Consider the following 23,592-nt stretch of genomic DNA (forward strand, 5'->3'; position numbering starts at 1 on the left):
AGCCGTTGGAACCCCGCGCGCGATCGCTGCTCAACGCGTCGATGAGACGCCTGGCTGACGGCGATCGCGCGGCGTTCGACCCTGTCTACGCCGCCCTCTGGCCGGCGATCAGCGCGTTCTGCCGCCGCATGCTCGGGGGCGAGGCGGACGCGGAGGACGCGGCGCAGCAGGCGCTCCTCAAGATCTTCGACCGCGCCAGCACGTTCGACCCCGAGGCGGACGCCCTCACCTGGGCGCTCGCGATCGCGGCGTGGGAGTGCCGCACCGCGCGGCGGCGGCGCGCCCGGTCCCGGGAGGCGCCGGACGAGCTCGTCCCGTCGATCGCGGCCGACGTGCCCACGCCGGAGGACGCGGCGATCGCCCGGGACCTGGACGACGCGGCGCGCGAGGTGCTCGGCACGCTCGCCGAGGCGGATCGCGAGACGCTGCGGGCGACCGTGCTGGAAGGCGACCGCGATCCATCGATATCGGGCGCGGCGTTCCGCAAGCGCCGCGAGCGCGCATTTGCCCGCCTCCGGGAGGCGTGGAGGAGGATCTATGGAACCTGAGGCGCTCGCTGGCCTGAAGGAGAGGGCCTATCACGCGTACGAGCGCGGGAGGGCGCGACGGGCGGCCTGGGCGGCGAGCCCGACGGTCGCCGTCGCGCTCGTGGCCGCGCTGATGAGCGACCGTCCGCTCACCACCGCCGTCATCGGCGCGGCGCTCTACGTCACCGCGGCGCTGCTGTCGTGGCGAGGGCGGCAGCTCGGCCGGGGCGTGCTCCCGGGCGTCGCGGCGGGGCTCGTGCCCTTCGCGGTGGCCCACGCGGCGCGCGTCCACGGTCACCTGTGCACGCCGGAAGGGTGCGTGTCGATCTGCGTCCCCGCGTGCCTGGCGGGCGGGGTCGCCGCCGGCGCGCTGCTCTCGCGCGCGCTGCGCCGGTCCGAGCGGCTCGGGGCCTCCTGGGCCTCGGCGTGCGGCGTCGCCGCCCTGACCGGCGCGCTCGGGTGCGCTTGCGTCGGCTTCGGCGGCGTGCTCGCGCTCGCGGCGGGGCTGCTCGCCGGCACGGCGCCGCTCGCGCTCCGCCCCGCGCGCGGCGGCGCGTGACGCCGCAGCGCGGGCCGGCGGCGCAGGAGCCCAGCCCGCCAGCCGCGGTGTATGCTGGGCGCCATGGAGGAGGCCGCGCACCCCCGGGACGCCGCGTTCGAGGAGGCCCTGGCCGCGCTCGGCGCGGGGCCCGCCGCGCTCTCTGCCGGCGAGGGGCGCGCGCTGGACGACGCGGGTTACGTCCTGTTCCGCTCGGTGGTCGACCCCGCGTGGCTCGAGGCGCTGCGCGCTGACTGCGACGGGTCGGGGGCCGGGGGCGACGGCGGCTCGGCCCAGGGCGGCAACCAGCAGCTGGCTCGCCTCGGTGAGCACCAGGGCGCCGTGCTCCGCGCCCTCCGGTGGCCCCGGCTGCTCGCGGCGGCGTGGCACGTGCTCCGCCGGCCGTTCGCGCTGGGCGCGGTGGCGTGGCGCTGCCCGCGTCCCGGCCTGGGGCAGCAGGGCCTCCACATGGACTGGAGCGGGCCGGGCGAGCCGGGCGCGTTCCACGTCGTCACGGCGCTGTGGTACCTGGACGACGTCACGCCGGACAACGGCGCGACGCGGCTTGTGCCCGGGTCTCACGAGCTGCGGCGCCGGCCGCCGAAGGACCTCGCGGATCCAGCCCGCCATCACCCGCAGGAGGTGACGGTCGAGGCGGAGGCGGGCTCGGTGCTCGTCTTCAACGGCCATCTCTGGCACTCCGGGACGCGCAACCGGAGCGGCGCCCCGCGGCGCGCGCTCCAGTGCGGCTTCGTCGCGCGGGAGCACCGCCGCATGTCGTGCACCACGGTGGACGAGGCCTGCGGCCTACCCCCTGCGGCGCGCCACGTCCTGGGGCTGATGGAGTGATCGGGCCGGCCCGGGGTCACGTACCGAGCAGAAGAGAACGACCGCCGAGGCGCCAGGGACGCCGGGAGACATGAGGGGGTGTTCTCCGCGCCCTCTGGCGTCCTCGGCGCCTTCGCGGCTCAACGATGGCGCATTCGCCTGGTGCGGCTCGGCGCGCGGAGCGGGGCGCCGCGCGGCTATCTCAAAAATAACCGTTTAGTATCAAAAATAGTCTCAAAAAGTCTCGTTATTCGTCCGTCAGCGTGAGGTGCCGGTACACCGTCGCGCGCGAGACGCCCAGCCGCGCCGCGATCTGCTCGGCGCTGCTGCCGGCCGCGTGCATCGACCGCGCCCGCGCCACCATCGCCGCGCTCATGGCCGCCGGGCGCCCGCGCCGGGGGCGCGCCGGCCCTTCGTCGCCCTCTCGTGCGCTGCCGTCCGCCGCCGGGCCCGACGCCGCGCGCCCGGCCCGCGCGCGCGGGCCGGGCGCGCCGAGCAGCTGCCGAACGCCGCGCAGGATCTCGGCGCGCAGCGCGTCGGTCGGCGCGTCGGCGAAGAGCACGACAGGGTCGCTCAGCATCGCGATCGCCTGCGCCGCGCGCACGCGCCGCGCGAAGTCGGCGCGCGGGCCGGCGACCAGGTGGTTGGCGCGCACGAGCGCGTCGCGGAACCGCGCGAACACGCCGCCCACCTCGGCGAGCCCCAGGTCGTGCAGGCTCGTGCGGATCAGGTGCCGGTGCGTCAGCCACACCTCCAGCAGCCCCTCGATCACGGCCCACCGGGCGCGCGGCTGGTCGAGCCGCGCCGCCGCGGCGACGGTGGCCTCGAGCGCGCTCAGCATCGGCTCGGCGAGCGCGGCGAGGATGTCGGCCTTGCCGGGGAAGTGGTAGAGCACCGCCGTCTTCGTCACGCCGACGCGCGCGGCGAGCTCGCGCACGGAGGTGGCGTGATAGCCGCGCGCGGAGAACTCGCGCAGCGCGGCGTCGAGGATGCGCGCGCGGGTGTCGCCCGGGTCGACCGCGCCGGAGGGCGCGCCGCGGGCGTGGGTCTCGTCGGTCCTCATGGGGTGTGAGCGGTCCGGAGACGGTACCGGTTGACTGACCGCTGGGCAATCTCTACGTTCAAACCATGACCAATGGTCAGCGAGCCGCCCGCTCGTACCGTACATGGAGGCCGTGATGAACGATCGCACCGTGTTGATCTCCGGAGCTGGCATCGCCGGGCCGACGCTGGCGTACTGGCTCGCGCGCCGCGGCTACCGCTGCACCGTCGTCGAGCGCGCCGCCGCGCTGCGCTCGAGCGGCAGCCCCGTCGACGTGCGCGGCCGCGCGGTCGAGGTGGTCGAGCGCATGGGCGTGATGCCCAGGGTGCGCGACGCGGGCACGGCCGTGACCGAGCTGGTCTTCGTGGACGACCGTGGCCGGCGCGCGGGCCGGCTCGCGACGCAGGGCCGCGGCGGCGGCCGCGAGGTCGAGCTGCCGCGCGGGGACCTGGCAGCGATCCTGCTCGAGGCGAGCCGCGACCACGCGGAGTACGTCTTTCACGACGCCATCACCGCGCTCCGCGAGGACGGCGGCGGCGTCGAGGTCGAGTTCGAGCGCGGGCGACCGCGGCGGTTCGACCTGGTGTTCGGGGCTGACGGGCTGCACTCCGCGGTGCGCCGCCTGGCGTTCGGGCCCGAGTCGTCGTTCGTGCAGCCGCTGGGGATGTTCGTCGCGACGGTGCCGCTCGCGGGCGCCGTCGAGCCGCCGCGCCAGGTCGTGATGTACAACACGCCCGGCCGGGCCGTCGCGGTCCACCCGGCGCGCGGGCGCGCGATCGCCGCGTTCATGTTTCGCAGCGCGGCGGTGGCGCAGGGCTTCGACCACCGCGACGCCGCGCAGCACAAGCGGCTCGTCGCCGAGGCGTACGCGGACGCCGGCTGGCGCGTGCCCGAGCTGCTCGCGCACGTGCGCACCTCGGACGATCTGTACTTCGACGCCGTCAGCCGCGTGCGCCTAGTGTCATGGTCGCGCGGCCGCGTCGCGCTGCTGGGCGACGCCGCGTCGTGCCTCTCGCTCTTCGGCGACGGCTCGAGCCTGGCCATCGCGGGCGCGTTCACGCTCGCCGAGGCGCTCGCGGAGAGGCCCGACGACCACCCGCGCGCGTTCCGCGAGTACGAGGCTCGCCACCGCGTGCTGGTCGACCCGAAGGGCCGCGCGTTCACCACGGCGGCCGCGCTGCTCGTGCCGGCCACGCGCGGCGGCATCGCGGTGCGCAACCTCGCCATGCGCCTGTGGACGCTGGGCGGGGCGGGCAATGTCCGCCGGGGCGCCGATCGGCCTCCCCACATGGGTGGACATGCTCATTGAGCACGCGGCGCGCCGCCGCGGTACAGAAGCTTGGCCGTCCTTCTGGACAGGCTCGTTCCCGGTTCCTTGATGGGAAGAGATTGAACCGCAGAGGCACCGAGGGCACAGAGGGGAGAGAAGAACTGTTACCCTCTCCTCTTTTCTGCATGCCCTCTGTGTCTCTGCTGTTCTTTCTCGCCTGAAACCGGGCACGAACCCGGGCGACAACGTGCTAGACGCTGCTCATGACGGAAGTCGCCCGCAAGCGCATCGCGCTGGCCCTCCTCATCGCCGCGGTCGTTCCCGTCGGCCTGATCGCCCGGTTCCACGGCGGTCCGGTCTGGCTGCGCAACAGCGCCGGCGCGGTGCTCTATGAGGTCGTGTGGATCGCTGCCGCGCAGCTCGTGTGGATCTCCGCCCGCACCCATCGTCTGGCGCTCGCCGTTCTCGCCGGGACGTGCGCGATCGAGCTGCTCCAGCTGAGCGAGTGGCCCTGGCTCCGGGCGGCGCGCAGCACCACCCCGGGGCGGCTCCTGCTCGGCGCGAACGGCGGGTTCGATCCCGTGGACTTCGCGCTCTACGGCCTCGGCTGCGCCCTGGGTTATGCGCTCTGCCGGCCGTTCCGGGCCTCCGTATGAGGCAGCGCCGCGGTTGCGGCGCGCGCCCGGAACGGCCAGGCTGGCGCTCGCACCATCCAGGAACACGGAGGCGACGTCCATGCCCGAGGCTCACCACACCGGCGGCTGTCTGTGCGGCGCGATTCGCTACCGCGCGCGCGGCGCGCCGTCGAGCACCAATGTCTGCTACTGCAGCCAGTGCCGGCGACAGAGCGGCGCGCCGATGCCGGCGTTCGCCACCTTCCCGGAAGAGCGCTTCGAGGTGCTCTCCGGCTCACCCGCCACCTATCGGTCCTCCAGCGTCGCTGTCCGTCAGTTCTGCTCGACCTGCGGTTCGTCCCTGTTCTGGCGCCGCGACGGGTCCCGGGAGCTCGATATCTTCCTGGGCACGATGGACCGGCCGAGCGACCTGCCGCCGCCGTCCTTCCAGCTCTGGACCGTGCACCGCGTGCCCTGGCTTCCCGTCATCCCGGGGGCCACCGACTACCGCGGTAACAAGACCGGCAGCCAGAGCTAGGACCAACGCCGGTCCGTTGAGCTCTTCGCGGACCGGAGACGCCCAGCAATTGCAAGCTGCCTCCGGTTCAGGATATTCACTCGATTTGTACGCAGATGGCATCACCGAGCTGGCGAGAGTCGGCCGCGTGGACGCTGCAACCGTAACCTGGACCGATCCCCCTCCAGCGTGCTGGTGCAGCCTGGACGCCGAGCAAGCGGGCGCTGTCAGCGTGTGGAGATGTGGGCTACGGCGGGGTTCCACGGGTCCCGTGGACATAGCTCTTGCGGCGGACCTATCCGATCGACATGCTCTCCTGTACTGGGACCGCGCAGCGCGGCGCTCCCCGAGGCGCGCCACGAGGCAGGGGCGCGCCTCGGTGAGCACCCGCCCGCCAGAGCTCCGGTCGGTTTGCGACGCTCGGGGTCTGTGCTGCGACGGGCTCCCCGTGTACGCTCTCCCTGGCTTCCTCATGTCGACATGCCCTACGTGCCGAACCGAGCATGCGGACGGCGTCGTCGCTTGCCCGCCGGGCGCTGAAACGCTCTCGCCAGACCCCGCGCTGCCGGGCGTCGATCCGGATCTCGCGCCAGGCACTCCGGTCGGCGAGTACCGCATCGAGGCGAAGATCGGGGTAGGGGGCTTCGGCACGGTCTACCGCGCCATGCACCCGGTCATCGGCAAGGCGGCGGCCATCAAGGTCCTGAGCCGCCAGTGCTCGGCGAACCCGCAGCTCGTCTCCCGCTTCGTCGCCGAGGCGCGGGCCGTGAACCAGATCCGGCACCGCAACATCATCGACATCTTCTCGTTCGGCGCCCTCGAGGACGGCCGGCACTACTACGTGATGGAGCTGCTCGAGGGGATGACCCTCGACGCCTACCGCCGCAAGCGCGGGCGCCTCCCGCCCGCCGAGGCGCTGCCCATCCTCGTCAAGATCGCGCGCGCGCTCGACGCCGCGCACGCCGCCGGCATAGCCCACCGCGACCTCAAGCCCGAGAACGTGTTCCTGGTCTTCGACGAGGACGGGGCGATCTTCCCGAAGCTGCTCGACTTCGGCATCGCCAAGCTGCTCGGCGAGTCCTCGACGACGGCGCACAAGACGCGGACGGGGCACCTGATAGGGACGCCGCTCTACATGTCCCCCGAGCAGTGCCGCGGCAAAAACGTCGATCACCGGACGGACGTCTACTCGTTCGGGATCCTGGCGCACGAGCTGCTCGCCGGCGCGCCGCCGTTCGACGGCGAGACCGCGTTCGACCTCCTGATGAAGCACACGTCGGAGCCGGCTCCCCCGATGTCGAGCCTGACCACGCACCTGTCGCCGGCGCTCGACGCGCCGCTCCTGCGGATGCTCGAGAAGGACCCCGCGAGCCGCCCGGCGTCGCTGCTCGAGGCGACCGCGGCGCTCGTGGAGGCCGCGCGGGGCGCAGGTTACGACGTGCCCACGGGCCTGCTGCGGGCGAGCGACGCCGCCGTCGGGCGCGGCGAGAGCGACGCCGCCGGGCGCCGCGCGCGCATCGCAGCCGCGGAGCCGCTGGCCGCCGGGCTCGCGCCGACGCAGCCGGGTCCCGTCGCGGACGCGAGCACGGACCGCAACGGGACCGAGACGGTGCTGCAGCGGTCGCTGCCGGGCAAGGTGGAGAGCACACCGGCCGCGGCGTCGCGGCGGAGGGCAGCGCTCGCCGCGGTCGCCATCCTCGGCGTCGCCGCGGCCGCCGCGCTCATGCTGCACCTCGGGGGCAGCGAGCCTCTGGCCGACGCCCCGCGCGCGCCGGCGTTGGCTGCGCCGGAGTTTGCCGCGCTGCTCGCCCCGGTCGCGCCGGCGCCCGCCGCCTCGGCCGCGCCGGCGCCCGCGGACGTGCCCACGGCGAGCGCCCGCGCGGCGCCGCCCGAGGTCGAGCTCCAGATCCAGGCGACGCCGAAGGAGATCGAGGTGTGGAGCGAGGGCAAGCTCGTCGGCAAGGCGCCGGGGCCGCTGCGCTTGCCGCGCGGGCGCGCCGTGAAGCTCACCTTCAAGTCGCCCGGTTACCAGGAGCAGGCGCAGGAATTCCCGGCCGAAGCGGACGGCGCGCTCACCGTGTCGTTGAAGAGGGCGGCGGCGACCACGAGGGGCACCGTCAGGAAGGGCGACCTGGAAGACCCGTTCCAGTGAGCATGCGCGCGCGATCCCGCTCCACGCGACACGTGCGGGCGGCCGCGGGCGCCGCGGCGCTGCTCGGCGCGGCGGCCGGTTCCGCCGGGTGCGACGAGCTCGGCGAGATCACCCCAGGCCTCTGCGGCAACGGCGTCATCGAGCCGTCGCGCAACGAGGACTGCGACTGCTTCGAGGCCAGCGTGGCGTGCGTCGTCGAGACGAAGAACGCGCAGGGCGCGATCTCGAGCGGCTTGTGCAACCTGCCAGGAAGCGAGAACGAGTGTCGCCTCGGGTGCGACGACGCCGGCGAGGGGTGCCCGAGCGGGTGGGGCTGCGGGATCGACCGCGTGTGCCGCGTCCCCACGGGCAAGTTCAAGGCGCTCGGCGCCGCGCTGCCGCTCGGCGCGCAGCGGCTGATCACGGGTGATCTCGACGGCGACGGCCGCGGCGACCTCGTGGGCGTCGGCTCGACGAGCCTCGAGGCGCTCTACTTCGATGCGAACAGCACCGTGGGGACACAGGTGTCGATCCCCTCCTCAGGGGACACACCCGCGCTCGCGCGCCTGACCGGCGACGAGACGACGGACATCGCGCTCAGCGTGGGGCCCGGCGTGGCGATCCTGAGCGGCCAGCCGGGTCGCACGTTCGCGCCGGTCCCCGTGCTCGCGTCGGTGTTTCGTCTGGATTCGCTGAGCGGCGCGGAGCCCGGGACGATGACCTTGAGCGGGGCGCGCCTCCTGCCGGTCGGCAGCACGCCCGAGGACGGGCAGACGTGGGTCGCCCTGGTCGCCGGGAAGGACACGGGCGGCGCGGCGTCGGAGGACGTCATCGTCATCGTGCAGGGGGCGCAGAGCGGCCGGTTGTCGCTCCTCGATCAGCAGCGCGGGCGGCGCGACGTCGCCGGTCCGCTCGTGAGCGCGGACCTCGGCGGCGGTGCGCTCCACGAGGTGGTCGTCGCCCTCGCGGACGACTCGGCCGTGCGCGTCTACTCGCCGGACAGCGGCGCGCACACCGCTGTCGAGCTCCCGGCCGGCGCGCGGATCGCGGGCGCGCCCTTCCTCCGGGACGTGACCGGCGACGGCATCCTCGATCTGCTCGTCGGCGCCACGTGCGCGCAGCGCGACCCGGGCCTGCCCGTGGATGCCCCCTGCTACGAGCTCGACGTCGCGGAGGGCGCGGGCGGCGGCGCGTTCGGGGACATGCAGCTTTACGGCGATCTCTCGTACCCGGCCGGCGAGACGGGCTCCGAGCGCTCGCCCGGCCTCGGGGCCCCCGTCGCCATCGGCGATCTCAACGGCGACGGGGTGCTCGACGTCGTGGACCCCGGCGCCGTGAGGCTCGGAAAGGCCCGGACGCCTCCTCCATACAAGGTCGAGTTCGACCGGCTCGCGCCGGCGAACGGCCGGCGCTGGACCAGCGCGGTGATCGCGGACCTGACCGGCGACGGCGTGTCCGACGTGATCACCGGCTCCGCAGACGCGACGGATCTGACGTTCTTCAACGGCGTCCCCGGCGCGCGGCCCTCCGACTTCAAGCTCAACGAGCTCAAGATCCCGACGCTGGGCAACGTCTCGAGCTTCGTCGTGGGCGACTTCGACGGCGATCTCCTGCCGGACCTCTCGTTCGTCGAGAGCGCCGGCAGCTCGCTGTCGAGCGCGGTCCACCCGACGCTCGCCGTCTGCTTCGGCCGGTACATGAAGGCGCCGGAGGCTCCGGTGCGGCTCGGCGCCTTCGAGGGGCTCCTCGATGTCGCGTCGGTGCGGCTGCCCGAGCCGGACGACGCCGTGGACGACGTCAGCGTGCTCTTCTCGCACGGCGGGGACATCGCGTTCAGCCTCATCGAGGGCAGCAGCTCGCGGTCGTTGCTGCCGCCGCTGCCGCTCGTCCGCGCGGGCGACGTGCGGCAGGCAGGCGAGCTGCGCGCCGTGAAGAGCATCGCCGGCCACTTCGGGGGCGCTCGGGCGGCGGTCGCCTCGCTGACGATCGTGCCTCCGAGCCCTGGCTCCCCCGCGGGCCTGGCCGATCTCTGGCTCCTGCCGGCGGTCGACGCGGGCGCGATCGCCATGGCCGACGAGGACGAGCAGCGCATCTCGCTCCCCGCGGAGCTCGTCCCCTCGCGGGAGCCCGCGTGGGCGCTGGATGGGGTCGCCGTCGACCTCGACGCCGATGGAACGGACGAGATCGTCCTCTCGCTGCCGGTCGTGGAGAAGGACGCGGCGGCTGGGTCAGGGGCGCCCGCGCTGGAGGGCGCGGTCGTCCTCGTGCGCCACGGCGCGAGCGGCGCGCTCGGGGTGCCGGAGGCGGCCTTCGCGCCAGCGCCTGGCACGCTGTACGGGGGGCTCCGCGCGGGCGACGTGAACGGCGACGGGCGCGCGGACGTCGTGGGCATCGCTTACCGGCTGGAGCCGGTGATGCGCAGCATCGTGGCGAGCCGGCTCGCCGTCTTCTGGAACACGGGCGACGGCGGGCTGGACGCGCCGGTCGAGCTCGAGCCCACGGACGCCGGTCTGGAGGACCTGGCGAGCGAGGTCACGAGCGTCGACTTCGCCCGCATCGACGAGGGGGCGGGAAGGGCGCTCGTGGTGCTCACGCGCCGCGCGGCCTACGCGCTCGATGCGTGCGGCGATGATGCGGCGGCTTGCCAGGACCTGGGCGGGCACCTGCTCGGCAGCCGCAAGCTGGACGGCATCCCCGGCGGCTCCGCGATCGCGACGTGCGACGTCCTCGGCGACGGGGTCGACGACCTCGGGGTGCTCAGCGACGGCGCGCTCCGCGTCCACGAAGGGGTCCCGCTCCGCCGATGAGGACCTCGCTTTGCGTCGTGCTCATGGCCCTCGCGGCGACCGCGCTCGCGCCGCGCGCGGCCTCGGCCGAGGAGGACATCGAGCAGGCGAAGGCCCTCTTCAACGCCGGCGCCCAGGCCTACGCCGCGACGCGGTACCGCGACGCGGTGCAGTCCTTCGAGGCGGCGTACAGGAAGGCGCCGCGCCCTGCTCTGCTCTTCTCGCTCGCTCAGGCCTACCGCCGCCTGTACGTGGTCGAGCAGAGCCCCGCGGCGCTGAGGGCGGCCATCGCGAATTACCGGCGGTACCTGGAGGAGGTCCCGCAGGGCGGGCGCCGCGCGGACGCGACCGAGGCCCTGAGCGAGCTCGGCGTGATCGCTGCGCGCCTCGAGGCGAGCGCTCCGTCGTCGCCCGCCGCGCCCGCCGCGCCGGAGGCGGCGCCGCCCGACGCCAGGCCGAGGACCCGCATCAACGTCACCTCGCCGACCGCGGGGGCCCGCGTGTCCATCGATGGCCGCGCGCCGGTCGAGGTGCCGCTGATGGCCGAGGTCCAGCCGGGCAAGCACCGGATCAAGATCACTGCCGACGGCCACGTCGACGAGGAGCGCGAGGTGGTCGCGATCGAGGGGGACGTCCTCGGGATCGACAGGGAGCTGCGCGAGCGGCCGGCGCTCCTCCAGGTGAAGGCCCCCGTCGGCGCGCAGGTCACGCTGGACGGGCGCTTCGTCGGCACGACGCCGCTGCCGCTCATCCAGGTCGCTCCCGGCAAGCGCTTCTTCGTCGCCACGAAGAACGGCCACATGCCGTTCTCGCGCGAGCTGTCGCTCCGCCGCGGCGAGCGCCGCGTCATCGAGGTGGGCCTCTCGAGCTCCCTCCAGCGGAAGATGTCCTATGGCCTCGTCGCGGTGGGGGTCCTGTCCGCCGCCGTCGGCGTGCTGACGATGTCCGCGAGCCTCGCGGAAGAGGAGGAGGCGAGCGAGATCGCGGAGAAGCGCGGGCAGCAGGGGATCTCCGAGGCGGAGCTGGGCCAGTACCGGGCTCACCTCGACACGCGCGACGAGCTCGCGAACGCCACCACGGGCCTGTTCGGCGCGGCCGCGGCGTTCGCCCTCGGCGGCTTCGTGTTCTACGCCTTCGACACGCCGAACCCCCCGCCGCTGCCCGCGCGCACGGACCCCACCCCCGCGCGCACGGGCGGCCCGATGCTCGAGCTCTCCGCCGCGCCGATCCTCGGGCCGGGGCTCGGCGGAGCGGGGCTCGTCGGCCGGTTCTGGTGACGGCGCCGCAGCGCCCAGATGCCGTACAGAGCGCACACAGGATGCGCATTGCGCGAGGTGCTACGTCTGTGGAGACGACGGCCAATGGCGAGCCAGCATGCGGGTGAGCCAGGTGTCGAGCCGTTCGGCTTCAGCCTTCTACATATACCCGTGGATCGGGGAGCACTCGGACACTGACATCCAGGACGACGACAACCTGATGTTGATGTTGCGACAGGACATCGAGAATGCCTGTCGTGAATCGCAGTCGTCCACGGAGCCCACGCCCCCCGACGACCTCGACGGCGGCTGCGGTTGGAGAAGGCGACCAGGCCGCTCCGCCGCGCGCGCCTCAGGCCCCTTCGCTGGCCTCGTCTGCGCCGGTCTCGCCTCCGCCGGCCGTCCTCTTGGCCTCTTCCTCGGCGATCTTCGCGCGCACCTCGTCCATGTCGAGCGAGCGCACCTTCTCGATCACCTGATCGAGCGCCGACGCGGGCAGCGAGCCCGCCTGCGCGAAGAGGAGCACCTTCTCGCGGAAGATGAAGAGCGTCGGGATCGAGCGGATGTTGAAGGCCTGGGCCAGGTCCTGCTGGTCGTCGGTGTTGATCTTCGCGAAGACGATGTCCGTGTGCTTCTCGGAGGCCTTCTCGAAGACGGGCGCGAAGACCCGGCAGGGGCCGCACCAGGGCGCCCACCAGTCGATGATGACGATACCGTTCGAGTCGACCGTCTGTTCGAAGTTCGCCGCGCTGAGCTCTGTGGTACTCATCCGCGGAGCATAGCCTCGAAACCCACACCTGTCCCCGGGCCGCCCCGGCCAGGCGCCTCAGGGCTGAGCCCGCATCGCCTCCGGCGGGCTCATCGAAGTGGACCGGACGTGCAGGGCGAAGCGCGGCGCCGAGCCGCCTTGCGCTGCTTCCGCCGCTGCCGCGCGCTCAGGGCGCGTTGCAGACCATGATCTGCTCGACCGCGTCGACGAGGAGCTGCTCGACGCGATCGGCCCCGACGTCCGCGGCGCTCGCGAACCGCTCCAGATCGAAGGGCGTGGGGTTGACCTCGAGGTAGGCGAGGATCTGGAGCGGGTAGCCGGACCAGCGGATGACGCAGAACCCGACCACGTTGCGGGTCGCCTTGGCCTCGCGCAGGCCGAGGGCGAGCTCGATGCTCGGCGTGTCGTGCCCCTCGTCGATCACGATGCGCGGCGCGTGCCCCGCCTTCCGGAGCTCGGCGGCGAGCTCCTCCATCGGCGGGCGGAGCAGGCGCTCGCGCAGATCGTCGAACTCGCGGAGGAAGTCGGCCTCCGCGGGGGCGCGCGTCGCCTCGATGCGCCGCGCGTAGCGCGCCGTGAGGCGCTCGATCCGGAGCCGGTTGTGTTCCTTCACGAGCGGCCTACGGGGCGAGGAGGAGCACCTTGACCTGGCTCGGGACCAGGCTGACCCCGGGGGAGTTCACCGTGTTCTGCAGCGTGATGCTCGTCATCCGCGTGGCGGGCGCGGGGCCCACGAGCACGGTGAACGCCGCCGTGATGTGCCGCGAGGGGCCCATCACCGTGTGCGAGATAAGGCCCGTCTCCAGGCCGGGGTTGTCGCCGTTCGTCAGCGGCACCTGGGTGATCATGTTGTGCGCCGGCGTGCACATGAACAGCACGTTGTACGCCGCGGGCACCCCCATCGGCTGCGCCGACAGGTTGGGGTACGGCACCGGCAGGTGCGCCGGCGGCGTCAGGCACACGTCTGGCCCGCCCAGGGCCAGGCCTCCCATCTGCGTGTTCGCGAACATCGGGACCTCCTGTCAGCCGAGGTGGATCTGCCCACCGTCAATCTTGGTCAGCTCGCCGCTCGAGACGAGCGTCGCCTGCGCCTTGATGTTCACCGCGGCCTTCGCGGTGATCTCGTAGTACTGCGTCCGCACCTGCTCCGACTCGGCGATGAACCGGTACGCCCGGTCGAGCCGCTGCACCCAGCGGTCCGCGATCGACTCGACCGACCGCGCGACCGTCTTCACGCGGTCGACCTGCGCGACGAGCCGCTCGCCCACGTACGTCATCGCCCCGATCGCGAGCGACCCCTCGCCCGCGGCGACGCGCACCTTGCCCGCGGCCACCGTGGCCTCGGCCGGCGTGACGAGGCGCACGCCCTCGCCCGCGGTGACCGTGACGCGCCCTGCCGGGGCGCTCAGCTCCAGGTCTCCTTCCGCCACGAGGCGCGTCGGCGCGTCGCCCTCGCGGTCGAGCACCGCGAGCACGTGGCACCCCGCGTCGTGCAGCGCGACGAGCACCCGGTCGCCGAGCTCCGGCTCGACGAGGCAGCTCACCGCGCGCTTCGCCGCGTAGTCGCCCGACCCGACGCGCACCTGGAACGACCGGTCGATCGCGCCGATCACCGTGCCGACCTCCTGGATCGCGAAGGTCTCCACCCGTTGTCTCGCCAGATTGTCTCGCATCGTCTCTCTCCTGCTGTCGGGAGGGGTGTCCCCTCAGGGCGTCCAGCGCTCGGCTTCGAGCAGCTCCGGGTCGTCGCCGAGCGCGGCGGCGCGGTTCGTGAAGGTCGCGCCCGCGTCGCGCGTCTGGTGGAAGCGGGCGCGGAAGAGCTTCGCATGGGAAAGGTCCGCCTTCTCGACGCTCGCGTGCGAGAAGTCGGCGTAGGTCAGGTCCGCGTCGCGGAAGCTCGCGAGCGGGCAGATCGCCCGGTGGAAGATGGCCTGGTAGAGGTCGGCGCCGGTGAGGTTCGCCGCCTCGAGGTCGGCCTCGGAGAAGATCGCCTGCCGCGCCTTGAGGCCCGCGGCCGACACCCCGGCGAGCCGCGCGCCGATGAAGAGGCCGCGCTCGGCGTCCGCGCCGTCGAGCTTCGCCGCGGTGAGGTCCGCGCCCTTGAAGTTCGTCTGGACGAGCCGCGCGCCCCGCAGGTCGCAGCCGGCGAGGTCGGCGTCGACGAGCTGCGCCAGCGTCAGGTCCATGCCCGACAGGTCCTGCCCGCGGAGGCTCGCCCGGATCAGCACCGTGAGGTGCATCGTCGCGCCGCGCAGGCTCGCGGCGGACAGGTCCGCCTTGATGAGGCAGGCCTGCCTGAGCTTCGCCCCGTCGAGCGCGAGGCGCGCCGCCTCGGTCTCGATGAGCGAGAAGCGGTCCAGGTTGGCCTCGCGGAAGCTCGCCTCGTCGGCGCGCCCCTTCGCCATGCTGCCGATCGTGAGGTTCGCGCGGTCGAAGCTCGCGCGCGACGCGTCGCACTCGGCGAAGTTCGCGGAGACGAGGTCGCAGCCGTCGAGGCGCGCGTGGAGGAGCGCGCACTTCGTCCACACGGCGTGGCGGGCCCGCGCGCCGGACAGGTCGGCGCCCGAGAGGTCGCAGTCGTTGAACATCGACTCGCTGATCTTCGCGCCCTTCAGCAGGGCGCCGCGGAAGCTCGTCTTCTCGAAGACGACGCCCGACAGGTCGAGCCCCGACAGGTCGAGCCCCGACAGGTCCTCCTCGGCGATGATCTCGCCCTCGTCCACCCTCGCGAGCAGCTCGTCGCGCGTCATTTGATCTGCCCCGTGAACACGACGTTCTTGGTGTGTGCGTCGGAGAACGTGGTCCGCTGATCGCCCTTCGCGTCGAGCAGGTTCGCGCGGAAGAGGTTCGCCTTGTCGAAGCGGGCGCCGGACACCTTCGCCTTCTGCAGCAGGGCGTCCATCAGGTTCGCGCCGGTCAGATCCGCCTCGGTCAGGTCGGCCCGCATGAACCGCGCGCCCTTGCCGCCGAGCTGCCCGAGGCGCGCCTTCCGGAGGTTCGCCTCGCTGAAATCCGCGTCGTCCGCCGAGGCGCCCTCGAAGATCGCGCCCTCCAGGTCGACCCCGCGCAGGTTCGCCCGCGCGAGCTCGGCGCCGGAGAAGTCCGCGCCCGGCAGCGCGGAGGCGGAGACCACGCGCAGGGCCGCGGCCCTCGCCTTGCGGAACGAGGCCTTCTCGCCCTTGAAGTCGACGAAGGCCGCGTCCTCGAGCGCCGCCTCGTCGAAGTCCGCGCCGGCCCCGGCGCACTGGAAGAACGTCGCCCTGCGCAGGCTCGCCCCGGTGAACCGGGCGCCCGCGAGGTCGAGCTTGAAGAAGAGGACGTCGTCCGCCTGGGCGCCGCTGAAGTCCGCGCCGGCGACCCTGGCCTCCAGGAGATCGGCCTCGGCGAGGTCGGCCCCGGAGAGCTGCGCCCCCTCGAGCCACGCCTTGTGGAGGACCGCCTTGCGGAGGTCGGCCCCGTCGAAGCTCGCGCCCGAGGCGCGCACCTCGCCGAGGTTCGCCCCGCGCAGCGTGGCCTTCCCGAGCCGCGCTCTCTCCAGCCGCGCGCGCGTCAACACGGCGCCCGACAGATCGGCCCCGCCGAGCTCGCACGCCGACAGGTCCGCGCCCTCGAGGAGCGCCTCGCGCAGGTCGGCGCCAGCGAGGCTGAGCTCGTGCAGGTCGGCGCCCGTCAGATCGCGCCGGGCGAGCGACGCGCCGGCGGCGAGCGCCCGCTCGACCTCGGCGCGCAACCCGGACTTCGTGCCCTGGTCCGCGGGCTCGCCCGGCGGGAGGAGGTGGGCGAAGGCGCGGTACGTCGCGCGGACGCCCTCCTCGGTCGCGCGGAGGCTCGCGACGAACGCCGGGTCGGCGAGCCTCGCCTCGAGGTCCTCGATGGGCGAGCCCGCCTTGCGCCCCGCCTCGGCGAGCTCGCGCAGGCGGGCCAGCTCCTGGTCGGCGCTGAACTTCGGCGGGCCGCCCCCCTCGCGCTTGCCCTTCGCGAGCAGCGCGTCGAAGTCGATCCCCTGCTCGGCGCAGAGCTTCCGCGCCTCCGCCTCGGCGTCCTTGCGCTGCGCCTCGGACCCCTTCTGGAGCTCCGTGGCCTCGCGCTCCATCCGCTCGGAGAGCTCCGCGAGCTCGTCGGGCTTCGGCTCCGCCGGCCGCTTGATCTCCCGCGGGAGACTTTCGTCCGGGTTCATCCCGAGCATCAGCTGGGTGAGCCGCGCCTTGTCGAGCTCCCGCTGCGCCCGCGTGAACGACCGCTGCTCCATCGCCCCCTCGCGCCGGATGAGCTCGTCCATGTCGCTGAACACCTCGTCCGGGAACGACGGGGCGTCGGGGTCGGGCTCGGGGAGGAGCTCCTTGTCGTTCAGGGCGTGGAGGTGCCCCTTGTCCTTGTCGAGCCGCTTCTCCACCACGGCGCGGTAGTGCTCGACCGGCCTCGGCGCGTCGGCCCGCTCCAGGCCGGCGACGAGCAGCTGCACGTCGCCGGCGTCGTCCTCCGCGATCGGGACGACGCCGCGGAAGATCGCGACGCCGCGCTCCAGGTCGGGGAAGAGGAGCACCGTCTCCAGGCGGGTCGCGACCTCGCGGAGGCTCTCCACCCCGCCTGCCGTCGCGTCGGCGTCCGCCCCGCCCCGCTGCCGCACGAAGCACCGGGCGCGGAGCCTCGGGGCGTGGGTCCCGATCTGCGGCCGCGTCGGGTGGAGGTGCTTGAGGCCGATCGGCTCGCCTCCCTGGAAGTAGTCCGGCAGGCGCTGGTCCTCCGGGGCCACCTGGAAGTACTCGGGGTCGAGATCCCGCGCGAACCCGGGGAAATCGTGCTGCAGCCACTCGGGGCCGTACGTGCCGAGCTTCGCGATCCGCGAGGCGAGCGTCGGATCGAGCGCCCCGAAGCACGCGGGCGCCGGCCTGTCGCCCGGCGACTTCAGGAGGCGCTTCGGGTCCTCGAGGTGCGGCAGGTAATGCACCTTGGCCCCCTCCTCCTCGACCGGCGCGAGCCCCATTCCCTTCGGGTTCATCGGGTAGTCGGGGCCGCCGAACGCGTTTTCCCAGACGAGCGGCATCTCGGTGATCGGCTCCGGCTCGGTCGGCGCGCCGTGGTGCCACCGCCGCTTGCCGACGACGGCGATGGACTTGTCGACGAGCGGCCTGTCGGCCGGGCCGACCGTCACGCCCGCGGCGAACGCGGGCCGGGGCTCGCCCCCGGGCGAGAACGCCTTGCCGAAGACGAGGATCTCGCCCCGCGGCTTGGGCATGCCTTCATCCAGGAGGGCGTCCTTGCCGAGCGCGGGCATCAACCGCTGCCACATCGAGACCTCGGGCAGCGGCACCTCCGGGGCGTCGAGCGGGAAGAACACGACGAGCCCGACGCTCAGGTGGTGGCTGCGCCGGATCGTGAGCACGCGCTGGAGGACCGAGAGGCGAAGGGGCTTGATGACGCGCATGTGGCTCGAATCGTAAGTTGTGGCCGGAGCGCCTGGCGAGGGCCTCGGCGCGGGTGGGCGCCGGCGCCCCGCCGGGGAGCGTGGGTGAGCGCGCGGCGCGGCTCACCCACGCTTCAGGTGACCATGAAGATGCCGCTCCTGTTGATGTGGGCGGCGACGTTCTTCAGCGTGAAGACCCCGTTCCTGACCCTGATCGTCTCGGCCTCGAACTTGATGTTCTGGATGACCAGCTCCGGGCCGTTCTTGATGGTCACGGCAGGACCCATCTTGAGGTCCACCGAGGCCGCGAGGTTCGTCGACAGCTTGATCCCCATGACGACCTCCGCGGTGGCGGCGCACGACATCGACAGCTTGCTCCCGATCGTGAACTCGAGGGCACCCGACAGCTTGGCGTCGACGGTCGCCCCCTGGGTGAGCGTCGTGAAGGAGCCCTTCTTGTGATCGTACGTGCTGCCGTCCGTGATCGTGTGGGCGTCGCTGTGCTTGAAGTCCTTCGTCGTGCCGAACGTGTGCGTCTCGAACGTGCCCCTCTTCTCGTCCAGCGTGTTCCCGTTCACGACGCTCTTGAAATTGCCCTGCTTGATCTCCTCGGTGTTGGAGTAGTTCACCGACTTCACGTTGCCGATCGTGTAGGTCGTGCTGTCGCCGTACGTCGCGTTGGTCACCGTTCCGCCGGTCCAGACCAGGAACTCGCCCATGCGCAGGACGGTGTGGTTGCCCATGATCAGATCGGTCTTGTCTCCCAGGATGGCCTTGCCCTCGCCGGCGCTCTCCCAGGTCACCTTCTGCGCCGCGTAGAACTCCATTCCCCCCGCGTTCGCCTTCGCCTTGTAGTTGCCCGCCTCGATGTCCATCGTGACGTGGTCGCGGACGTTGACCGACCAGTTGCCGCCGCCCTGCTTGCCGACGTTCACGTCGAAGTTGCTCCCGGAGTCCCACACGCTGTTGGCGTCGGTCTTGGCGATGAGCTCGTGGCTGTCGTTGGGGGCGCCCATCCGCAGGTACGTGTTCGAGTAAGGCGTCGACAGCGTGATGCGCTGCGCCCCGTCCTGATCCTCCAGCTCCAGGCGGTTCCTGCCGCCGGTCTGGATCACGTTCTTCGTGTGGTTGCCGTTCGTCACCGGGCTCGGCGTGAGCACGTTGGGCACCACGCCGGAGATCACGGGCCGATCCGGGTCGCCGCCGAGGAAGCTCAGCACGACCTCGGTCCCCCGGCGCAGCGGGAAGTGGAACCCTTCGACGCCGCCGCCGTGCGGCTGCATCATGCGCACGTACGTGGAGCCGCTGCCGTCGCGCGGGCTCGCCTCGTCGAACTTGAGCTTGACGAGGTAGCGCCCGTGGTCGTCGATCTGCGCGTACTCGCTCGACGCGGAGCCGTCGACCGTGCCGTTCTCGTATCCGTAGATGCGCGGCCACGCCGTCCGCGACTCCGCCCGGAACTGCGTCGCGGCCGGGATGGCCGAGACCTCGACGAGATAGACCTCCTCGTGCGTAAGGCCGACGAGCTCCTCGAAGTCGGCGTGCCCCGCGGACTGGTTGCCGTGGTGACGCAGCTCGACGGCGAGGTACTTCGCGTTGAACCGCGCGCGCGGGTGGTCCTCGAGCTCGAACGTGGACCCCGCGCGCAGGTGGAGCCGCGATCCGGTGGCCTGATAGACCGCCTCCCGCGCGAGGTACTCCTCCGCGCGCAGCTGGGCGAGCCGCTTGCCGGCGTCGGCGCTGAAGAAGCGCTCGCCATACAGGCTGATCTCGCCGGCGCCGTACTGGGACACGGGCGCCGTGCCGGCGAGCGGGAAGTGCGGCCGGACATAGTCGTAGTCCTTGAGCTTCACCCGCGACGGCAGCGCCCCGTGCTGGCAGGAGAAGGTGCGGAACGACGCGGCGGCGCTCCGGTCCTGCCCCGTCTGCGGGTGGTAGCGGACCGGCGCGCGGAGCGGCTCGGCGGGGTAGCTCTTGTTGTCGCGGAGGATGAGCTTCTCGCCGTCCTCGGTGTGCTCGAAATAGTAAAAGATGCCTTCCCGCTCCATCCAGCGCGAGATGAAGTCGAAGTCGCTCTCGCGGTACTGACAGATGTGCTCCTCGGTCTCGTAGCCGCCGAGGTTGAGCTCGATATCGGCGCTCGTGATGCCGTTCTCCTCGAGCACGAGCTTGATCACGTCGGGCACGCTCTTCTTCGTGAAGATGCGGCTGTGCTTCGACAGCGTGAGCCCCCAGAGCCGCGGCACGAGCACCGCCCGCAGCAGCGCGCGGCCGCCGAACTCGTGCACGAGGTCGACCCCGGCGAGGACGCCGGTGAACAGATAGGGCGGATTGATATCGTCCTGGCGGTCAATCGAGAGGCGCGCCCGGGCCCCGACCATCTCCGCGAAGTTCGTGTCGTCCTCTCCCTCGCTCGGGATCGACAGGAAGATCTCGAACCTGTACGGGCGCGAGATCGCCTCCACGCCCCGGAAGCCGACGACGCGCGTCGGGACCTGCAGGATGCTCGAGGAAAACGTGATGAGGTCGCTCATGGCCGTTTCTCTTCCGGGGTGCGAGGTGGTGAGTGCTCCGCCTTGTTCGTCCCGAGGGAGCGCGTTCTATGGAGCTAGACGAAAAGGAGCGAGGGAGTCAACCTTGTGAAGAAACGTTAATGTCCTCGTCCGTCGGCGCGATCTCGACCAAGGAGCGCAATATTGCACCGCCCGACTTCGCGTTTGCGAGCTTGACTCCATAGACGTTGGCGCCGGCGAGATCGGCTTCGCGCAGATCGGCGCCATCGACGTTGGCGCAGGCGAGGCTCGCCTCCTTGAGCTTCGCCGCGCGCAGGATGGCGCCGGCGAGGTTGGCGTGCGCGAAGCTCGAGCGCGAGATGTCCGCCTTGCTCCCGTTGATGTCGGCGAGGCTCGCCCGGTCGAAGATCGCCTCGGTCAGGCGCGCCTGCCGCAGATCGGCGCCGTCCAGCGACGCGCCCTCGAAGCTCGCCTTCGAGCCCCTGGCCGAGGTGAGATCCGCGTTGTTGAGGATGGCCGAGCAGAGCTGCGCGCCGTCCAGCGTCGCGCGGGAGAGGTCGGCGCGCGTGAGGTCGGCCGCGTGGAGGCGGGCGTCGGTCAGATCGGCGCCGCTCAGGTTGGTCCTGGCGAGGCGCGCCGAGGTGAAGTTGCACCGGGCGAGCGTCGCGCCGGCGAGGTTCAGGCGCTCGAGCGAGGCGCCGCTCCAGTCGATGCCCTCGAGCTCGGCGCCCGCGAGCTCGAGGTCGTAGAGCGGCTGGCCGCTCCTCAGGCGGGCGAGCACCGTCGCGCGCAGGCCCCGGGCCTCGAGCTCGGGCGGAGGCGGCTCTGCGTGGGCAGCCTCGGGGAGGGCGACGTCGGCGGGCGCTGCGTCGGCGGGCGCTGCGTCGGCGGGCGCAGCGTCGGGGAGGGCGGCGTCGGCGGACGCAGCGTTGGGGAGGGCGGCGTCGGGGAGGGCGGCGTCGGCGGACGCAGCGTCGGGGAGGGCGGCTTCGGCGGGCGCGAGGTCATCCGGAGGTGACGCCCCCTCGGCTGGCGCGGCGGCGCTCGCGAGCGCGGGGGGCTCCGGCTGAAGCGCGGGCGCGGCAACGGCCGGCGAGCTCGGGGCCTCGACAGCGGCGTTGACCTCATCGGTGGTCGCGAGCGCCGGTTGCGCCGGACGAGGCGGCTGTTCCGCGACAGGCCCCGTCTCATCGAGCGTTGCGGGCGCCGGCCGCCTCGGCGAAGAAGGCTGTTCCGCAACGGCGCCAGCCTCGTCGCGCGTCGCTGCTGCCGGCTGCCCCGGCGAAGGAGGCCGCTCCACGGCGGCGCCGCCCTCATCGCACGTCGCGGCCGCCGGCTGCCCCTGTGAAGGTGGCTGCTCCACGGCGGCGCCGCCCTCATCGCACGTCGCGGCCGCCGGCTGCCCCTGCTGCGAAGGCGGCTGGTCGATGACAGGGTGCGTCTCGTCGAGCCCGGCGAGCGGCGGCTGCACCGGAGGAGGCAGCTCGGGCGGCGAGGGGTGCGGCCCGGAGCGGGCGAAGGGCATCGCGAACGGCACGGACCCCGGGGGAGGCTCGGGGCGTGGCGGCGGCTCGGGCGCGGGCAAGAAGGGCAGGGGAGGGGGCGCGTCCAGCGGCGGGACCTGCTGCGTGACAGCGCTCCAGTGCGCCTCCTTTTGCTGCGAGAAGGGCAGAGGAGGTATCGACTTCAGCAGCGGGACCTGCTGCGTGACAGCGCTCCAGTGCGCCTCCTTTTGCTGCGAGAAGGGCAGGGGAGGCGCCGCGCCCAGCTGCGTCACCTGCTGCGTGACGACGCTCCAGTGCCCCGCCGGGAGCTCCGTCCCGGGGGCCGCCGGCGCGCCCGCTCCCTCGGCGATCGCGATGGGCGCGAGCGGCCGAGCGATGCCTGCCACGGCCAGGCCGCCGTCGCCGCCGGCCCTGCGCGCGCCCTCGATACCGGGGCTCCTCCCGGCCCCTGGCTCGTCCCCGGCAACGCCAGGCGCCGGAGGCCAGGGGCGAGACGAAGGGGGGCCCGCCGCCGCCGAGGGCCACAGGAGGGGCTGCCCCGGCACCTCGACGCCCGCGACGACGCGCATCCGGGCCGGCGCGTCGCCTGCCGGCAGCGCGACGTTCCCCCGCCAGATCACCGAGCAGAGCAGGCGATCCGCGTCGATCGTCAGCGTGTCGGCGACGAGCTCGATCGGCTGTCCGCCCTCGTCGCTCCCCGCCCCGGTCCGGTAGAGCCGCGCCAGCCCGCGCGCCGAGGGCAGCCTGGACCGCAGCCACGGACAGCGCGGGTGCAGCCCCTGGAGGAAGAGCCACTCGTCGCCCCGCAAAGGCTCGATCTGCTGGTCTGCCGGGGCGGCGTGAAAATGGCGGAAGTCGAAGCTGCCATCGAGGTCGGGGACCGTTGGATCGAGCGCCCGGTCGTGCGCGAGCAGGCCTCTCCTCGGAGCCCAGTGCCTCGCGATCGGGCCAAGGCCCGCTGGCCTCAGCGGATCGGCCGGATCGACGATGTTCGGCAGCGCCATCCCCGAGCCCACGCCGCCCACGCCGACAGGGTTCGCGTCGACGTGCGGACCGCCGTACGCGCGCTCGTACACGAGCGGCATGAGGCTGAACGGCAGCGGGCTCGGGGCCTCTCGCGTCCAGTCGCCGTAGACGTGGAGCACCTTGTCGAGGAGCCAGCGATCCTCGCGAAAGAGCGCGACCCGCACCGAGAGCCCCGTCGCCGTCGTCCCCGCCGGCGCGGCCGCGTGCCCGCGCACGAGGACCCCTGCGCCCGGCAGGTAAGGCGCTGTCTCACACGCCTCTTCCAGGCTGCCGCGCCCGTCTCGGAGCCGGTCGGAGCGGACCAGCTCCGCCGGGGCGGCGAGCTCCGCGCTCCTGTCGTGGACGAGGGCGAACGTCGCCTTGACGATGACCGTCAGCCGCTCCGTGCCCTGCATGCGCCACCGCACGGCCCCGCAAGAGGCCGGCGTCAGGGCAACGATCGGAAGAGGCCAGGGCGATTGCACGGCGTGATCTCGTCTGGCCTGCGCGCCTTCATCGCCGCGGAGGGCAGGCAACCGACGATACGCGGCGCGTCTCTCGGACGCAAGCGTGGGAGTCGACGTGAGTACAGCTGGTATAGGTCGACGTTTTGCGATCTTTTGCGAGGTTCTGTGACCTTTCGCGAAGTTTTGCGAAGTCTCGCGAAGTCTTGCGAGGTTTTCCTCACGGGACCATGTCGCTGTGAAGATCTTCCGTCGCGCGCTTCATGTGGGCCGCCCGACCGCACGGTGTGAGGACACGACGGTTCTTTCCTCTCGGCGCAGGCGCGGAGACGAGCGGCCTCGCTCGCAGACGGCAGCGACGGATGCCTCGAATCGCCATGGCACCAGGGACGGCAGGAGAGACAACATGGCTGCTCCAGGGAC

18 protein-coding genes are annotated in these 23,592 nt (G+C 72.8%); 9 read left to right on the forward strand and 9 right to left on the reverse strand.

Annotated features, from left to right (window positions below):
* Window positions 1-41 precede the first annotated feature (41 nt).
* From WME89_RS14215 to WME89_RS14225, 3 genes are all read left to right on the forward strand, one after another.
* The gene (locus tag WME89_RS14215) at window positions 42-548 is read left to right on the forward strand and encodes an RNA polymerase sigma factor (RefSeq protein WP_438009715.1); all 507 of its coding nucleotides are present in this window, start codon (window positions 42-44) and stop codon (window positions 546-548) included.
* Window positions 538-1,086, forward strand: coding sequence for a hypothetical protein (locus WME89_RS14220; protein WP_437625722.1), 549 nt, complete (start codon window positions 538-540; stop codon window positions 1,084-1,086). The genes WME89_RS14215 and WME89_RS14220 overlap by 11 nt, the downstream gene beginning before the upstream one ends.
* A 63-nt stretch (window positions 1,087-1,149) precedes the next feature.
* Complete coding sequence (locus WME89_RS14225) at window positions 1,150-1,914, forward strand: phytanoyl-CoA dioxygenase family protein (protein WP_438009716.1); 765 nt, start codon at window positions 1,150-1,152, stop codon at window positions 1,912-1,914.
* A 226-nt stretch (window positions 1,915-2,140) separates the two neighbouring features.
* Here the strand turns inward: WME89_RS14225 and WME89_RS14230 are convergent, their stop codons facing one another.
* Complete coding sequence (locus WME89_RS14230; RefSeq protein WP_438009717.1) at window positions 2,141-2,956, reverse strand: TetR family transcriptional regulator; 816 nt, start codon at window positions 2,954-2,956, stop codon at window positions 2,141-2,143.
* Between the two features lie 115 nt (window positions 2,957-3,071).
* Between WME89_RS14230 and WME89_RS14235 the strand changes: the two genes are divergently transcribed.
* The 6 genes from WME89_RS14235 to WME89_RS14260 all read left to right on the forward strand — a co-directional run bounded on the left by WME89_RS14235 (window position 3,072) and on the right by WME89_RS14260 (window position 11,530).
* Window positions 3,072-4,244, forward strand: a complete 1,173-nt coding sequence (locus WME89_RS14235; protein ID WP_438009718.1) for an FAD-dependent monooxygenase — start codon at window positions 3,072-3,074, stop codon at window positions 4,242-4,244.
* A gap of 224 nt (window positions 4,245-4,468) precedes the next feature.
* Window positions 4,469-4,861: a DUF2809 domain-containing protein gene (locus WME89_RS14240; RefSeq protein WP_438009719.1), complete on the forward strand. Its 393-nt coding sequence runs from the start codon at window positions 4,469-4,471 to the stop codon at window positions 4,859-4,861.
* A gap of 79 nt (window positions 4,862-4,940) precedes the next feature.
* Window positions 4,941-5,357: a GFA family protein gene (locus WME89_RS14245; protein ID WP_437625725.1), complete on the forward strand. Its 417-nt coding sequence runs from the start codon at window positions 4,941-4,943 to the stop codon at window positions 5,355-5,357.
* A 451-nt stretch (window positions 5,358-5,808) separates the two neighbouring features.
* Window positions 5,809-7,488, forward strand: a complete 1,680-nt coding sequence (locus tag WME89_RS14250; protein WP_438009720.1) for a serine/threonine-protein kinase — start codon at window positions 5,809-5,811, stop codon at window positions 7,486-7,488.
* A gap of 2 nt (window positions 7,489-7,490) precedes the next feature.
* Window positions 7,491-10,274 (forward strand): FG-GAP repeat domain-containing protein, encoded by a 2,784-nt coding sequence (locus WME89_RS14255; RefSeq protein ID WP_438009721.1) that lies wholly within the window; start codon window positions 7,491-7,493, stop codon window positions 10,272-10,274.
* Window positions 10,271-11,530, forward strand: a complete 1,260-nt coding sequence (locus WME89_RS14260) for a PEGA domain-containing protein (RefSeq protein WP_438009722.1) — start codon at window positions 10,271-10,273, stop codon at window positions 11,528-11,530. Before WME89_RS14255 ends, WME89_RS14260 begins: the two co-directional genes overlap by 4 nt.
* A 331-nt stretch (window positions 11,531-11,861) precedes the next feature.
* Here WME89_RS14260 and trxA read toward each other — a convergent pair whose 3' ends face one another.
* From trxA to WME89_RS14300, 8 genes are all read right to left on the reverse strand, one after another.
* A complete protein-coding gene (gene trxA / locus WME89_RS14265) occupies window positions 11,862-12,278 on the reverse strand; it encodes a thioredoxin (protein WP_438009723.1) in 417 nt (138 codons plus the stop codon).
* Window positions 12,279-12,444: 166 nt separating this feature from the next.
* Window positions 12,445-12,891, reverse strand: coding sequence for a hypothetical protein (locus WME89_RS14270; protein WP_438009724.1), 447 nt, complete (start codon window positions 12,889-12,891; stop codon window positions 12,445-12,447).
* A gap of 7 nt (window positions 12,892-12,898) precedes the next feature.
* Window positions 12,899-13,288, reverse strand: coding sequence for a DUF4150 domain-containing protein (locus WME89_RS14275; RefSeq protein WP_437666801.1), 390 nt, complete (start codon window positions 13,286-13,288; stop codon window positions 12,899-12,901).
* A gap of 12 nt (window positions 13,289-13,300) precedes the next feature.
* On the reverse strand, window positions 13,301-13,951 hold the full coding sequence (locus tag WME89_RS14280; RefSeq protein WP_437625732.1) for a DUF3540 domain-containing protein: 651 nt from the start codon (window positions 13,949-13,951) through the stop codon (window positions 13,301-13,303).
* A 33-nt stretch (window positions 13,952-13,984) separates the two neighbouring features.
* Complete coding sequence (locus WME89_RS14285; protein ID WP_438009725.1) at window positions 13,985-15,028, reverse strand: pentapeptide repeat-containing protein; 1,044 nt, start codon at window positions 15,026-15,028, stop codon at window positions 13,985-13,987.
* A complete protein-coding gene (locus WME89_RS14290) occupies window positions 15,025-17,703 on the reverse strand; it encodes a DUF2169 family type VI secretion system accessory protein (RefSeq protein ID WP_438009726.1) in 2,679 nt (892 codons plus the stop codon). Before WME89_RS14290 ends, WME89_RS14285 begins: the two co-directional genes overlap by 4 nt.
* Before the next feature lie 113 nt (window positions 17,704-17,816).
* Window positions 17,817-20,216, reverse strand: a complete 2,400-nt coding sequence (locus WME89_RS14295; RefSeq protein ID WP_438009727.1) for a type VI secretion system Vgr family protein — start codon at window positions 20,214-20,216, stop codon at window positions 17,817-17,819.
* Window positions 20,217-20,313: 97 nt separating this feature from the next.
* Window positions 20,314-23,121, reverse strand: a complete 2,808-nt coding sequence (locus tag WME89_RS14300; RefSeq protein WP_438009728.1) for a DUF2169 domain-containing protein — start codon at window positions 23,119-23,121, stop codon at window positions 20,314-20,316.
* Window positions 23,122-23,592: the final 471 nt, after the last annotated feature.

The sequence above is a fragment of the Sorangium sp. So ce321 genome (genome assembly GCF_051530195.1).
GTDB lineage: Bacteria > Myxococcota_A > Polyangia > Polyangiales > Polyangiaceae > Sorangium.